Source organism: Arthrobacter sp. RIT-PI-e (assembly GCF_001187915.1).
GTDB lineage: Bacteria > Actinomycetota > Actinomycetes > Actinomycetales > Micrococcaceae > Arthrobacter_D.
In genome coordinates this window covers 108,193-122,044 of the sequence record NZ_LGIU01000043.1, presented here as the reverse complement: position 1 = coordinate 122,044, position 13,852 = coordinate 108,193, and the positions used below count along the sequence as shown (strand labels likewise).

Annotated in this window: 13 protein-coding genes; 8 read left to right on the top strand and 5 right to left on the bottom strand. The window is 71.7% G+C overall.

The window, feature by feature from the left end:
- Positions 1–29: 29 nt before the first annotated feature.
- Complete coding sequence (locus AC792_RS04870) at positions 30–593, bottom strand: hypothetical protein (RefSeq protein ID WP_049829427.1); 564 nt, start codon at positions 591–593, stop codon at positions 30–32.
- 175 nt (positions 594–768) lie between these two features.
- Here AC792_RS04870 and AC792_RS04865 point away from each other — a divergent pair, with 175 nt between their 5' ends.
- Positions 769–1,440, top strand: coding sequence for a pentapeptide repeat-containing protein (locus tag AC792_RS04865; protein WP_049829426.1), 672 nt, complete (start codon positions 769–771; stop codon positions 1,438–1,440).
- A gap of 111 nt (positions 1,441–1,551) precedes the next feature.
- On the top strand, positions 1,552–1,890 hold the full coding sequence (locus AC792_RS04860; RefSeq protein WP_049829425.1) for a hypothetical protein: 339 nt from the start codon (positions 1,552–1,554) through the stop codon (positions 1,888–1,890).
- Between the two features lie 29 nt (positions 1,891–1,919).
- Here AC792_RS04860 and AC792_RS04855 read toward each other — a convergent pair whose 3' ends face one another.
- Genes AC792_RS04855 through AC792_RS04845 form a run of 3 tightly spaced genes read right to left on the bottom strand, consistent with a single transcriptional unit; the run spans position 1,920 to position 4,546 of the window.
- Positions 1,920–2,318: a GNAT family acetyltransferase gene (locus AC792_RS04855; protein WP_268753343.1), complete on the bottom strand. Its 399-nt coding sequence runs from the start codon at positions 2,316–2,318 to the stop codon at positions 1,920–1,922.
- Between the two features lie 16 nt (positions 2,319–2,334).
- Positions 2,335–3,837, bottom strand: a complete 1,503-nt coding sequence (locus tag AC792_RS04850; RefSeq protein WP_049829423.1) for a CPBP family intramembrane glutamic endopeptidase — start codon at positions 3,835–3,837, stop codon at positions 2,335–2,337.
- Between the two features lie 4 nt (positions 3,838–3,841).
- Positions 3,842–4,546: a YoaK family protein gene (locus AC792_RS04845; protein WP_235436372.1), complete on the bottom strand. Its 705-nt coding sequence runs from the start codon at positions 4,544–4,546 to the stop codon at positions 3,842–3,844.
- 143 nt (positions 4,547–4,689) lie between these two features.
- On the opposite strand from AC792_RS04845, the gene AC792_RS04840 reads away from it, so the two are divergent.
- From AC792_RS04840 to AC792_RS04815, 6 genes are read left to right on the top strand one after another with little or no spacing between them, the layout of a single operon-like run.
- A complete protein-coding gene (locus tag AC792_RS04840) occupies positions 4,690–6,372 on the top strand; it encodes an ABC transporter substrate-binding protein (RefSeq protein WP_082177424.1) in 1,683 nt (560 codons plus the stop codon).
- 1 nt (position 6,373) lies between these two features.
- On the top strand, positions 6,374–7,327 hold the full coding sequence (locus tag AC792_RS04835) for an ABC transporter permease (RefSeq protein WP_049829422.1): 954 nt from the start codon (positions 6,374–6,376) through the stop codon (positions 7,325–7,327).
- The gene (locus AC792_RS04830; protein ID WP_049829421.1) at positions 7,327–8,217 is read left to right on the top strand and encodes an ABC transporter permease; all 891 of its coding nucleotides are present in this window, start codon (positions 7,327–7,329) and stop codon (positions 8,215–8,217) included. Before AC792_RS04835 ends, AC792_RS04830 begins: the two co-directional genes overlap by 1 nt.
- Before the next feature lie 5 nt (positions 8,218–8,222).
- The gene (locus AC792_RS04825; protein ID WP_049829420.1) at positions 8,223–10,037 is read left to right on the top strand and encodes a gamma-glutamyltransferase family protein; all 1,815 of its coding nucleotides are present in this window, start codon (positions 8,223–8,225) and stop codon (positions 10,035–10,037) included.
- The gene (locus AC792_RS04820; protein WP_049829419.1) at positions 10,021–11,811 is read left to right on the top strand and encodes a dipeptide ABC transporter ATP-binding protein; all 1,791 of its coding nucleotides are present in this window, start codon (positions 10,021–10,023) and stop codon (positions 11,809–11,811) included. The genes AC792_RS04825 and AC792_RS04820 overlap by 17 nt, the downstream gene beginning before the upstream one ends.
- Complete coding sequence (locus AC792_RS04815; RefSeq protein ID WP_082177423.1) at positions 11,801–12,544, top strand: GntR family transcriptional regulator; 744 nt, start codon at positions 11,801–11,803, stop codon at positions 12,542–12,544. Before AC792_RS04820 ends, AC792_RS04815 begins: the two co-directional genes overlap by 11 nt.
- On the opposite strand, the gene AC792_RS04810 is transcribed toward AC792_RS04815, so the two are convergent.
- A complete protein-coding gene (locus AC792_RS04810; protein ID WP_049829418.1) occupies positions 12,513–13,769 on the bottom strand; it encodes a phospholipase D-like domain-containing protein in 1,257 nt (418 codons plus the stop codon). The two genes, AC792_RS04815 and AC792_RS04810, sit on opposite strands and share 32 nt — an antisense overlap.
- Positions 13,770–13,852 lie beyond the last annotated feature (83 nt).

The window sequence follows — 13,852 nt, the reverse complement described above, 5'->3', positions numbered from 1 at the left end:
CCACGGGCGGCGTCGGGACACCGCCGGTGTCAGCGGCTGCGCCGTGCGTGTCGGTGGGAGAGGACGAACAGCTGGGCGACGGCGGTCGCAGTGCCGACGAGGATCAACGGGATCGCGATGGTGCCGGGGGAGTTGGACCAGTGGCCCATGTAGTAACTGGATTGTGCTTGCGACTGCATCTGTTCCTGGATGCTCTCCGCGAGCAGCACCGGTACGAACGTGAGGTACATCCCGAGCGCCAGCAGCAGGGCGGCCACGCCCCAGATCCAGTAGTCGAACGGATTCCGCCCGCCGTACCCGCCGGGCTCCGGCGCCTCGGCGCCGAGCTCCCGGATGACGGAGTGGTCCTCGGGGTGGGGGTGCACAGGGGCATCGTACGCGTCCTCGGAGGAGTAGGTCGGCGTGGGCCGGCCCGGCGTCGTCCCCGACCCCGGTGCGCCCGGCACCCGGGCCGGCTCGGCCCGGGACGGTTCACGACCATCGCGCCCGGTGTCCATCCCGGTGGCGGCCTCTGCAGTGCCGGCGGTGCCGCCACCGCGCTGGTAGATGCTGTGCTGGCGGGGGTCCGCGGGGGCACGGCCGGTGGTGCTCATCGGGGTCCTTCCCGTCGGTGGGGGGTGGCCGGAGGCCGTGCCCGGGGGCCCGCCGGCATCCGGTACCCCGGGGTGCCCCACTGTAGGGGAAAGGGGAGGGGAGGTGAAGAGCCGGTGCGGTGATCGGTGGTTGGATGGGAGCGGACGTGCAGCGGCGCGTCCGGGAGAGGGAGACATGCCCAGGAAGCCGGCACGCGGCACCACGCTCGCCCCGAAGCTCGCCCTCCGAGCCCCGCGGGACGCCGTACGCGTGGGGAGCCCCGACCTGCTCGACGGTGAGCACCGGGAGGGGGAGCTGTACGAACGGGTGGCCCTCGACGAGCTGGATCTCGCGGGCATCACCCTGCAGGAGTGCGTCCTGGACGGCGTCTCGCTGAACGACACCGAGCTGCGCGGAGCGCGCTTCCTGGAGTGCGCCTTCGCCGACCTCTTCGCACCCGTGTTCCGGGCACCCCGCACCAGCTGGCGGGAGACCTCGCTGCGCGGTACGCGCTGGGGTTCGGCGGAACTCTACGACAGCCGGTGGGACGGCGTGCACGTGGACGGCGGCAAGCTCGACCACGTCAATCTCCGCGGCGCCCAGCTCACGGATGTCCTCCTGAGCGGCTGCATCATCGGGGAACTGGACCTGACCGGCGCGCGTGCCACCCGGGTGGCGCTGCAGGACTGCACCGTGGGCACCCTGACCCTCGACGGCGCGCGCCTGAAGGACACCGACCTCCGGACCAGCACCTTCCGCGGCGTCAACGGCCTGGACGGGATCCGCGGGGCCACCGTGGACGAGTACCAGCTGCAGCTGCTGGCCCCGTTCCTCGCCGAGAGCATGGGCCTCCGCGTGGAGGGCTGAGGTCGCTCCGACCGTCCTCCCGGGCTTCTCCCGGAGGGACCCGCGAGGCTTGACCGCTCCGCCCGGTGGCGCAAGGGTGGGATGGAACGATCGGGACCGACCGAGGAGGACATGATGAACGCCCTGGATGCCAATCCCGTTCTCGCGGGCCCTGCCGGGCCTTTCGGGGTGTTCTTCGTCGTCGTCCTCGTGCTGGTCCTGACCGGGTTCGTCGTCGTGATCGTCGGCATCATCCGCAACTCGCGGCGGATCCGGCAGTCCGGGCACGACCCGCTGACACTGCAGTCCGATCTCGCCGTACGGGCACTGAACAGCGACCTGCTGAGCCCGCGCCGCTCCACCGAGGAACGCCTCGCGGAACTGCAGCGGCTCCACCGGGACGGCACCATCACGGCCGAGGAGCTGGCCGCGGCACGGGCGAGGATCCTCGGCGGTGACCCCGGCCGGTAGGCGGTCGAGCAGGGAGCCGGTCCCGCCGGTCACGGTCCGGTGAGCCACTTCCCGTAGGTGGTGGCCCCGACATCGGCGTACCCGAGCTGTTCGTAGTACGCGCCGACGTCGTTCCCGTGGCGCACCATGAGCTGCACCTTCACGGCTCCGCGTTCGCGGAGCCAGTCCTCGGCCGCCGTCAGCAGCGCACGGCCGATCCCGCGTCCCCGGTCGGCGCGGCGGACCGCGACGTAGTACACCCAGCCCCGGTGCCCGTCGTAGCCCACCATCACGGTGCCCGCCACCCCGGTGCCCGAGCGGTGGACGAGGACGGTGGAGGTGCGACCGTCGAGAGCGCGGTGGATGTCCGCCACCGGATCATTCCACGGGCGGGGGAGCCCGGCCTCCTCCCACAGCTCGGCGACGCCGGGGATGTCCTCGGCCGGCAGCTCCGCGATCCGCGGATCACGGGGCGTCGTCCGCGCCTCCTCGATCAGTGGTCCCTGCCGTCGTCGTCATTCCTCCGACGCCCGTCGGCGGGGGGGCTCGGCCCCGGGAGGCCGGGCCCCGGGGGGTGCGGGACTCCGGGGGGAAGGCCGTCCCGGGCGGGAACGCCGGCCCTGACGGGCGCGCCGCCGTGGCCGGCCGGGCCGGACCGGCGCGTGGCGGGACCCGCCGCGGGAGCGCGCGGGGGCCTCGACGGTGCGGGCGGCCCGCTCGGGCCCGGGCGCGGGGGACCACGCCGCTCCCGGGGAGCTCCGGCGGGGGCCGGGGGGGCGGGACCGGGGGGTCGGAGGCGGGCGTGGTCCCGGACGGGCGAGGACCAGCCGGAGCGTCGTCCGGCCGTGGGGTGTCGGCAGGCGGCGGAAGACGGAGTTGCGGGACCTGCTGCTGCGGGGGGATCTGGTGCGGGCCCTCCACCCACGGGTTCGGCCGGCTCGGTGCGGACAGGGACGGCGGGGACTGCTGGAAGTACTGGGGCTGCGGCGGGTAGGCGTACTGTCCATCCAGCCGGGGGAGGGCTGAGCCGGGCGGGAGCCAGTACGGTTCACCGGGCTGCGGGGTCACCACGCGGGTGCGGCGGATCCCCCGGCGGTCGGCGAGCCGGACGAGGATCACGGCGGTCACCATCATGGTGAGCACGGAGACCACCAGCCCGCCCACGGAGCTCCCGGTGGCGTTCACGTCCACCAGACCCACGGCGCCGAGCACGAAGATGGTCACGTTGTTCACGGCGTGGACGGCGATCGCCGCCTCCAGCCCACCGGTGCGCCAGGTGATCCACCCGGCGAAGATCGCGAAGACCGCGACGTCCGCCTGACCCAGCGGCTCGGACCCCTGCCCGAGGGCGAACAACGGGACCGGGAGCAGGATCGCGAAGGCGGGGTGGCGCAGCCAGCTGCCGATCGCCTGCATCAGGTAGCCGCGGAACACGTACTCCTCCGCCGCGGCCTGGAACGGCACGACGAGGAGGGAGAGGGCCAGCAGGAGGATCAGCGTGGAGGTGTCCTGCTGGACCGGCGGGGGCGGCCGGGCCGGGGGGGACAGCAGGTCGGGGGGCAGGGGGAGGCCGATGCTCACCCCGAAGACGGCGAGCGCGGCCACGGAACACACGAGCAGCCAGCGCCAGCGGATCCGGCCGGCCACGGAGGAGAGCAGGCCGATGGGTCGCGGGCCCGTGATGAGGGTGGCCAGCGCGAGTGCGGGGATCATGAGGATCAGGGAGACCATGGCGATCGCGAACACCAGGGGATTGCTGAGATCGAGGACGGTAAAGGCGTCGAGGTAGGGTTCCGGGCCGGTGGAGGAGAGCGCGGCGAGGACCAGTGCGGGGACCATGACCACGATGGTGAACGCCACGTAGAACACGACGCCGAGGAGGGCCGTGAGCAGGGGCTTCCACCAGCGGTGGCGCGGCGCCGAGCGGGCCAGGCGGTGGAACTCGAAGTGCTGGTCTACCGTGTCCATCCCTCTACCGTAATGCGGTTTCCTCCACGCTCGCCGCCTGCTCCCCGAGGTCCCGGCGGTGACGCACGTGTCCCAGCAGGGTGACGACCCCGGACAGCAGCGCGGAGACGGCGATGCCCACCCAGAGTGCGAGGTGCAGGGCGAGTGCACCCACCACGGCACCGGCCATGATCAGCGCGATCGCCAGGAAGCGCCGCGCCCAGAAGGGGCTCTTCCCGCCTGCGAGGCGGGAGTCCGAGGCGAGCCCGGTGATGGTGGAGGTGACCACCACCGTGGTGATCTCCGCGACCTTCAGCCGCTTCGCCGTCGCGGCCTGGATGCCCATGACCAGGGCCAGCGCGGAGGTGGTGATGCTGCCGAGGATCTCCTCCGCGTGCACGTCCACGAGGGCCACGTAGACGGTCAGGGCCGCCAGCCCGAGAGTCACCGTGAGAAGGGTGCTCGAGGTGCGCCCCGACCACCCCTCGGGGCCCTTGCGGAGGACCCGCCCGGCCAGGGCGGCACCGAGCATGAAGAACACGAGTGCGAGGGCGGGGCGGAGGATCGGAAGATCGGCGCCACCGGCGAACGCCATGCCGAGGAGCACCACATTGCCGGTCATGTTGCCGGTGAACACGCGGTCCAGGCCGAGATAGCCGACGGCGTCGATGACACCCGTGGAGAAGGTCAGCACGAGCATGAGCACCAGATGGAGGCGATCCGTGCTCACACGTCGGTTCTTCTTCACGCTGGTGCCCCCCGTTAACAACCTTGAAATGAATGTATACGAAGCTTATCGTCGTAGCGGCGATTGTATTCAATCTCCATCCGCTGCATCCACGCCGTTCCATCCGCCCGTCCGTGAGGAACCTCATGCAGCACCAGATCAAGCCCCCGGCCATCCTCCGGGCATCCAGGAGGCCCGGCAGTTCGGCCCTCCTGCTCGCCGCCTCGGCCGTCGCGCTGGCCGCGCTGACGGCGTGCCAGCCGATCCAGCCCCTGGCCGCGGCGCCCGAGCGCGAGGACGTCACGAGCGTGCCGCTCGGGGACTCCGATCCCCAGGAGGGCGGTGACCTCGTGATGGCGCTCTCCGCGGAACCCGACCGCCTCGACCCCACCACGTCCTCCTCCCTCTACACCCGCTACGTCATGCAGACCATGTGCCAGAAGCTCTACGACATCGACATCGACGCCGACGGCGAGCTGGTGCCGCAGCTGGCCACCGAGCTCCCGGAGATCTCCGACGACGGCCTGACGGTGACCATCCCGCTCCGCACCGACGCCGTCTTCGCGGACGGTGAGCCCTTCGACGCCGAGGCGGTACGGACCACCCTCGAGCGGCACCTCACGCTGGAGGGCTCCGCCCGCAAGAGCGAACTGGGGCCCATCACGGACGTCCGGGCCGTCGGACCCGACCGGGTGCAGATCAGCTACGGGACGCCGTTCGCGCCGCTCACCGCGGCGTTCGCCGACCGCGCCGGCATGATCCTCTCGCCGCGTGCCATCGAGGAGACGGGCGCGGACCTCGGAGCGAACCCCGTGTGCGTGGGACCGTTCAAGTTCGTGGAGCGGGTCCCGCAGACCTCCATCTCGGTGGAGCGGGACCCCCTCTACTACGACGCCGGGAACGTCCACCTGGACACCATCACCTACCGCATCATCACCGATGCCAACATCCGGGCCGCGAACCTCCGCTCCGGTGACGTGCAGGTGGCGGACACGATCTCGCCCCAGGACATCGACGCCCTGCTGCAGGAGAACGGCATCGGGGTGCTGCAGGTGGGCTCGCTCGGGTACCAGGCGCTCACGGTCAACGTCGGCAACACCGACGGCGTGGGGGAGCCTCCGGGGGACGTGGGCACCCCGCTCGCGGAGCAGCGCGCCCTCCGGATGGCCCTGTCCATGTCGATCGACCGCGAGGCGCTGGTCAACACGGTGTTCAACAGCTGGTTCGAGCCGGCCTGCTCGCCGGTCCCGCCGAGCGGCCCGTACGCCTCGGACCTCAGCGACGCGTGCCCGCCCTACGACCCGGAGGGAGCCCGTCAGCTCCTCGAGGACGCCGGGGTGCCCACGCCGTACCCGATCGAGATGCAGGTGACGAACACGCCGGACACCCTGCGGTTCGCGCAGGCACTCCAGGCCGCGGTGGCCGACGGCGGGTTCGAGCTCCGCGTGGTGCCGGTCGAGTACTCCACCCTGCTGGACGTCCAGCGCCGCGGTGACTTCGAGGCGCTGCAGCTCGGCTGGTCCGGGCGGATCGACCCGCACGGCAACATGTTCAACTTCCTGTCCACGGGAGGCGGCAACAACTATTCCGGGTACAGCAGTCCCGAGATGGACGACCTGCTCACCGGAGCGGCGCAGATCAACGACACCGACGAGCGCGCGGCGATCTACGGCGAGGCCGTGGAACTCGTGCAGGAGGACAACCCCATCATCTACCTCTCCCGGCAGCGGAGCCTCACCGCCTACAGCACCGACGTCGCCGGCGTGGAGACCTTCGCCGACGGCGTGGTGCACCTCAGCAACGCCGCCTTCATCGGGACGGAGGACTGACATGGGCCGGTACCTCTTCACCCGGGCGTGGCAGTCCGTGATCACGCTGGTCCTCGCCTCCCTCGTGGTGTTCATCGGGGTGCGTCAGCTCCCCGGGGACCCGGCGCTGGCCATGGCGGGGGAGGAGGCGACGCCCGAGCAGCTCGCCGCCGTCCGCGCGGACCTCGGACTCGACCAGCCCCTCTTCACGCAGTACCTCACCTTCGTGGGCAACATGTTCCGCGGGAACTTCGGCGAGTCCACCCGTACGGGTACACCCGTGACCGAGCTCGTGGCCACCACCCTCCCGGTCACGCTGTGGCTCGCGGCGTACGCGATCCTGGTGGCCGTCGTCGTCGGGATTGTCTTCGGTGTCATCGCCGAACGGTTCCGCGGCCGCTGGCCGGAGTGGTTCGCCAACGGGTTCGCGCTGATCGGGTTGTCCGTGCCGAACTTCTGGCTCGGGATCCTCGCGATCCTGTACCTCGCGGTGACCCTCGGCTGGTTCCCGGCCTCCGGCTACGTGGACGTGCTCTCCGATCCGCTGCGCGGGATCTACTACCTGACACTGCCCGCGGTGATCCTCGGGACCGGGCTCGCCGCCGTCATCATGCGGCAGACCCGCGCGTCCATGATGGAGACCATGACCACCGACTACGTGCGGACGGCCCGCGCCAAGGGGCTGGGCCGCGGCCGGGTCCTGGTGCGCTACGGCCTGCGGAACTCGTTGATCGTGGTGATCACCATCGTGGGCCTGCAACTCGGCGGGCTGATCTCCGGGGCGGTGGTCACCGAGCGGATCTTCGCGCTCCCCGGGTTCGGCAAACTCACGCTCGACGCCGTGTTCACCCGGGACTACCCCGTCATCCAGGCGGTGGTGCTGATCATCACCGTCGGCTACATCCTCATCAACCTCGCCGTGGACATCCTGTACTCGGTGGTCAACCCCAAGATCCGCGTCGGAGGAGCCAACTGATGGCCGTCGAGACACTGCCACCCGGACCGGGCGGGGCGGGCCTGGGCTCCGGCCGCGGCCGCATCCTGTCCTCGCTGCGCTCGAGTGCGCTGGGGGTGACCGGGGGGATCCTGCTCGTCCTCGTGGTGCTGGCCGCGGTCCTCGCCCCGCTCCTCGCGCCCTACCCGCCCACCGAGGTGCACTTCGACACCCCGTTCCAGCGGCCCCTCACCGAGGGCTTCCTCCTGGGCACGGACGACCTCGGCCGGGACGTGCTCTCCCGGCTGCTGTTCGGCATCCAGGCTTCCCTGCAGGTGGGCGTGCTCTCCGTGCTCCTCGCCGTGGTGGTCGGCACGCCCCTCGGTCTGCTCGCCGGGTACTCCCGCGGGTTCGACGCCGTCATCTCCCGCCTCACCGACGTCACCCTCGCGTTCCCGTTCTTGATCATCGCGGTGGGACTCGCGGCGATCAACGGCGCCAGCCTGGGCAACGCGGCCATCGCCCTCGGCGTGGCCCAGGTCCCCACCATGATCCGCGTGGTGCGCGGTGAGACGCTGCGCATCAAGGAGAGCGACTTCGTGCTCGGCGCCCGCACCATGGACGCCTCGGCGCCCTGGATCATGCTGCGGCACGTGCTCCCCAACGCCACCTCGGCCATCATCGTGCAGGCCACGGTGATCATGCCCGTGGCGGTGATCGGCGAGGCCCTGCTCTCCTTCCTGGGGCTCGGCATCCAGCCACCCACCCCGAGCCTCGGCATCATGCTCTCCGACGCCCAGCAGTACATCTTCCGCGCACCCAGTGCGGCGATCTTCCCGGGCGTCGCGATCGCCGTGATCTGCCTCGCCTTCAACCTCTTCGGGGACGCCCTGCGGGACGCCTTCGACCCCACGCACCCCCGACGGAAGTGACACCGATGACGTCCACGCCCCCTCCCGCCTTCACCACCCGGCCCACCCTGCAGGGCACCTTCGGCATGAGTGCTTCCACGCACTGGCTCGCCACCGCCTCGGCGCAGGCCGTCCTGGAACGCGGTGGCAACGCCTTCGACGCCGCCGTCGCCGGGGCCTTCGTGCTGCACGTCGTCGAACCGCCCCTCACCGGGCCCGGCGGCGACATGACCGGGGTCCTCCCCCCCGCCGGGGAGCCGGCCCGCCCCGTGGTGCTCATGGGCCAGGGCCCCGCCCCGGCCGCGGCCACCCGCGAGCACTACCTGGCCGAGGGCCTGGAACTGGTGCCCGGCGCCGGGGCGCTCGCCGCCGCCGTGCCCGCCGCCGTCGATGCCTGGCTGGTGCTGCTGCGCGACCGCGGCACGTGGGAGCTCGGCGGCGTCCTGGCGTTCGCGGTTCGATACGCCCGCGACGGCCCCCCGATCGTGGGACGCGTGGGAGCCCCCATCACCGCCGTCGCCGACCTCTTCACCGAGCACTGGCCCACCTCCGCCGCGCTCTGGATGCCCGACGGCAGGCCGCCGCGCGAGGGCGAGATCATCCGCAACGAGGCGTATGCACGCGTCCTCGACTCACTCGTTCACGCAGGCACCCAGGACGACGGCGCCACCCGCACCGAGCGGATCGACGCCGCCCGCCTCGCATGGCGCACCGGCACCGTGGCGCGGGCCGCCGTCGAGTTCAGCCGGACCCCGCACCGGCACTCCTCCGGCCTGGACCACGCCGGGGTGATCGAACTCGAGGACTTCGCCGGGTTCGAGGCCGGGTACGAGGAGGCCACCACCCTCGAGTTCCGCGGCCACACCATCGCCAAGACCGGACCCTGGGGGCAGGGCCCGGCGCTGCTGCAGACCCTCGCGATCCTCGACGGGTTCGACGACGAGCACCTCGACCCCTCCACGGCGCTCGGCGCGCACACCATCCTCGAGGCGCAGAAACTCGCCATCGCGGACCGGGAGGCCTACTACGGGGACGCCGACGTGCCGATGGGGCACCTGCTCTCGCCGGAGTACGCCTCCGAGCGGCGTGCGCTCATCACGGAGACGGCCTCGCACGAGTTCCGCCCCGGCACCGTCCCCGGGCACGAGCCCTTCGTCCCGCCGCTGCGCACCGCCTACACACCGCCCGCACTGGCCGACGGCAGCGGATTCGCCGGCGCGGGTGAGCCGACCGTCTCCCGCAGCGGCGAGACCCGCGGGGACACCTGCCACATCGACGTCGTGGACTCGGCGGGCAACATGGTCTCCGCGACGCCGAGCGGCGGGTGGCTGCAGTCCTCACCCCCCATCCCGGAACTGGGGTTCTGCCTCGGCTCACGGCTGCAGATGACCTGGCTGGAGGACGGCGCGCCCTCCACCCTGACCCCGGGCAGGCGGCCGAGGACCACGCTCACCCCCACGCTGATCCTGAAGGACGGCCGCCCCGCGGTGGCCCTCGGCTCACCCGGAGGCGATCAGCAGGACCAGTGGCAGCTGCTCTACCTCCTCCGCACGATCGTGGGCGGCTACACACCGCAGCAGGCCATCGACGCCCCGTCCCTGCACACCACCTCGATCCCCGGCTCCTTCTGGCCGCGCACCTGGGAAGCGGGCGGCGCCGTGGTGGAGGACCGCCTGGGCGAGGACGTGATCAATGACCTGGAGCGCCGCGGCCACGTCATCACCCGGGCGGGGGACTGGGCGCTCGGCCGGCTCTCCTCCGTGACCCGGGACCACGAGACCGGCGTGCTCTCCGCCGCCGCCAACCCGCGAGGAGCACAGGGCTATGCTGCAGGACGCTGAGAACATCCTCGAGGTCACCGACCTCGAGGTGAGCTTCGGTGGGACACCGGTGCTGCACCGCATCGGGTTCTCCATGCGCCGCGGGGAGCGCGTGGCGATCGTGGGGCAGTCCGGTTCCGGGAAGTCCACCGCCATCGGCGCGATCCTCCGCCTGCTGCCCGGCAGCGGGCGGATCACCGACGGCTCGATCGTGCTGGGAGCCGGGCGCACCCGGGGCGACGTCGAGGACCTCGCCGTCGCGTCCGAGCCGGTCATGCGGACCATCCGTGGCCAGCGCGTGAGCCTGGTGCCCCAGGACCCGATGGCGAACCTGAACCCCGCCATGAAGATCGGCCCGCAGGTGGCCGACGCCCTGGTGGCCAGCCGCCGCGACCTCGGCCCCGAGGGGAGGCTGGACCGCTCCGAGGTGAAGGCCCGCGCCGTCGCCCTGCTCTCCGAGGCCGGCATCCCGGACGCCGGGCGCCGGTACGGCCAGTACCCGCACGAGTTCTCCGGCGGGATGCGCCAGCGGGTGCTGATCGCCATCGCGCTCGCGGGGGAACCGGAACTGCTGATCGCGGACGAGCCCACCTCGGCGCTGGACGTCACCGTGCAGCGGCAGATCCTCAACCACCTGCAGTCCCTCGTGGACGCCCGGGGAACCTCGCTGCTGTTCATCACGCACGACCTCGGACTGGCCGCCGACCGCACGGACCGCATCATCGTGATGTCCGAGGGCCGGATCGTGGAGGTGGGAACCCCGCGCCAAATCCTGCTCGACCCGCGCCAGGAGTACACGCGGCGGCCCGTGGCCGCGGCGCCGTCGAGGGCGGCGAGGCCCCCGCCGGCCCCGCCGGCTCCGACATCCGAGCCCGAGCCCGGGTCCGGCACCGTGGCCACCTTCGGGGCCCACGCCGTCGGGACGCCTGCGACGGGCCGGGCAGGGGATGGCAGACACGCCGCCGGACCGGGTGCCCCGGAGGGGACACCCCACGGCGAGGGGGAGCGCACGGCGCCGATCCTGGTGGTGGACGACCTCGTCAAGGAGTTCCCCCTGCGCGGGCAGCGCGGCGGGACGGTCCGCGCGGTGAACAGCGTGTCCTTCGAGGTGGCGCGCGGCACCACCACCGCCGTCGTCGGGGAATCGGGGTCCGGCAAGACCACGGTGGCGCGGATCATCCTGGGCCTGGAGCAGCCGTCCTCGGGCGAGGCCCTGATCGACGGCGAATCCCTGGTCACGGCACGCGGCACCCGGCGCCGTGCCCTGCGCCGCAAGGTGCAGCCGGTGTTCCAGGACCCGTACGGTTCCCTCGATCCCACCTACAGCATCGAGCGCCTGATCGACGAGCCGCTGCGGATCTTCAAGGTGGGTGACAGGGCCGGGAGGCGGGACAGGGTGGCCGAGCTGCTGGACCAGGTGGCCCTGCCGCGTTCGGTGGCCCAGCGCAGACCCAACGAACTCTCCGGCGGCCAGCGCCAGCGGGTGGCCATCGCCCGGGCCCTGGCGCTGGAACCGGAGCTGCTCATCTGCGACGAGGCCGTGTCCGCGCTGGACGTCCTGGTGCAGGAGCAGATCCTCGCCCTGCTCGCGGATCTGCAGGGGCGGCTGGGCCTGTCCTACCTCTTCATCACCCACGACCTCTCCGTGGTGCGCCAGATCGCGCACTCGGTGGTGGTGATGCGCTCGGGCGACGTCGCGGAGTACGGGAGCGCGGACGAGGTCTACCTCCGGCCACGCTCCGACTACACCAGGGAACTGCTCGGCGCGATCCCGGGGGCGGGATTTGCGGCCTGAGCAGGATGCCCCGCAGCGGGTCCTCGACTCGATCCGGCGGGACATCATCCTCGGCCGGCTGCCCCCGGGCGCCCGGGTGACGGAGGTGGCACTCGCCTCCCGGTACGGGGTCTCCCGCATCCCCGTCCGCGAGGCCCTGCGCGCCCTGGAGGCGGAGGGCTTCGTCGACTCCAGGCCGTACGCGGGGTCCACGGTGGCGGCGATCCCGCTCGACGATGCGGAGGACCTCTTCGGCGTCCGGCGGGTCATCGAGGCCACGATCGCACGGCGGGCGGCCCTCCGCGCGGCGGCGCACGTGGCCGGCGACGCACCGGACACCTCCTGGTGGACCGCGCGGCGCGCCCTCACGGACATCCTCGACGACGGCGACCGCGCGGTGGCCTCCGATGCCCTCGGGGACCTGCCGGAACTGAACATCCGCTTCCACCTCGGGGTGGCGGAACTCAGCGGGAGCGCGTCGTTGAGCGCCCTCCTGCGGCAGATCTCCGGGAAGATCGAGTGGCTCTACGCCGCGGACGTGGATCACCGCGGCAAGCAGTCCTGGGGGGAGCACCGCCTGGTGATGGCGGCGATCGACGCCGGGAACGCAGGTGAGGCCGAGCGTCTGATGGAGGATCACGTGGCGTCGTCGCAGCGGGGCTACCTGGAGCGGTTCGCCGCGGGGCCGGTGCCCGGACCGGGAGCGGGCCCGGCGGCCGGGATCACAGGAACGGACGCAGCGGGGCGAGGATGAACTCGCTGACCCTCGCCACCACGTGCCGGCTGTCCCATTCCTCCTTGGTCAGGACACGGCTGTTGGAGGAATCCACCTCGAAGATCCTCTCCATGGTGCCCGCGAGATCACGGTCGAAGATCTCGAGGTTGATCTCGTAGTTCCCCGTGAGGCTGAGGCGGTCGATGTTCGCCGTGCCCACGGTGCTCCACTCGCCGTCGACCGTCGCGGTCTTCGCGTGGATCATGGAGTTCTGGTACAGCAGGATCTGCACCCCGGCGTCGATCAGGGCGGAGTAGAAGCCACGGGACAGCCAGTCGGAGATCACGTGGTTGGAGTCCTCGGGCAGGATCACGCGCACGTCCACGCCCCGGCGGCTGGCCCGCAGCAGTGCATCGAGGATCTGGCGGTCCGGGATGAAGTAGGCGGTGGTGATGAGGATGTGCCGTTCCGCGCGGTTGATCGCCTCCAGGTACACACCGCGGATCGGGAAGACCAGGTAGGCGGGGATGTTGTTCACGGCGCGGATGCGCGGCTCCCAGAACGACGCGCTGAGATCCGGCAGTTCCGGTCGGCGGGGTCCGGCCCGCAGGTTCCAGAGGCTGACGAACGCCTCGCGCAGCTCCCACACCGAGGGGCCGTGGATCTCCAGGTGCGTGTCCCGCCACTTCGTGGCGTACAGCGTGCCGATGTTGTAGCCGCCGACGAAGCCGACCTCGGCGTCCACCACGAGGACCTTGCGGTGGTCCAGGCCCGTGCCGCGGATGTTGGTGAACACGAGGGACGGCCGGAGCACCGGGAAACGGTAGACCTGGACCTCGGGGTGGAAGTCGTAGAAGAAGGGGTTCACCACGAGGTTGGCGAAGCCGTCGTAGACGACGTGGACCTTCACACCGCGTTCCGCGGCACGGTTCACCGCGTCCCGGAAGCGCGCGCCCACCTCGTCGCCCTTCCAGATGTACGTTTCGAAGAGCACCTGGTGCTCGGCCGCGTCGATCGCCGCGATCATGGCGTCGAAGAGGTCCTCGCCGTAGGTGTAGACGGTGGTGTCGGTGTCCCCGATGGTGGTGCGGAACGTCCCCGGCTGCGGGAAGCCCTGCCGCTTGGTGCGCTGCCGTTTCTGGTAGGCGTCGATCGCCACGATGCCACCGATGACCAGGGCCTGCGCCGAGACCAGCGCGAGGGTCGCACGCTTCGCCGTGACACCGACGAGACCCATGACGACTCCGCGCGTGACCCTGACCATAGTCCCAGCGTATCGCCCGGCCCCTCCGGGTCCGCCCGGACGGCGCGGGTCACCCGTGGTGTCCGGGCGGCGCAGGCCGGCCC

Excerpts from the sequence above, each read along its gene's own strand:
- AC792_RS04870 (WP_049829427.1), bottom strand. The coding sequence starts at position 593 with ATGAGCACCACCGGCCGTGCCCCCGCGGACCCCCGCCAGCACAGCATC.
- AC792_RS04865 (WP_049829426.1), top strand. The coding sequence starts at position 769 with ATGCCCAGGAAGCCGGCACGCGGCACCACGCTCGCCCCGAAGCTCGCC.
- AC792_RS04860 (WP_049829425.1), top strand. The coding sequence starts at position 1,552 with ATGATGAACGCCCTGGATGCCAATCCCGTTCTCGCGGGCCCTGCCGGG.
- AC792_RS04850 (WP_049829423.1), bottom strand. The coding sequence starts at position 3,837 with ATGGACACGGTAGACCAGCACTTCGAGTTCCACCGCCTGGCCCGCTCG.
- AC792_RS04840 (WP_082177424.1), top strand. The coding sequence starts at position 4,690 with ATGCAGCACCAGATCAAGCCCCCGGCCATCCTCCGGGCATCCAGGAGG.
- AC792_RS04835 (WP_049829422.1), top strand. The coding sequence starts at position 6,374 with ATGGGCCGGTACCTCTTCACCCGGGCGTGGCAGTCCGTGATCACGCTG.
- AC792_RS04830 (WP_049829421.1), top strand. The coding sequence starts at position 7,327 with ATGGCCGTCGAGACACTGCCACCCGGACCGGGCGGGGCGGGCCTGGGC.
- AC792_RS04825 (WP_049829420.1), top strand. The coding sequence starts at position 8,223 with ATGACGTCCACGCCCCCTCCCGCCTTCACCACCCGGCCCACCCTGCAG.
- AC792_RS04820 (WP_049829419.1), top strand. The coding sequence starts at position 10,021 with ATGCTGCAGGACGCTGAGAACATCCTCGAGGTCACCGACCTCGAGGTG.
- AC792_RS04810 (WP_049829418.1), bottom strand. The coding sequence starts at position 13,769 with ATGGTCAGGGTCACGCGCGGAGTCGTCATGGGTCTCGTCGGTGTCACG.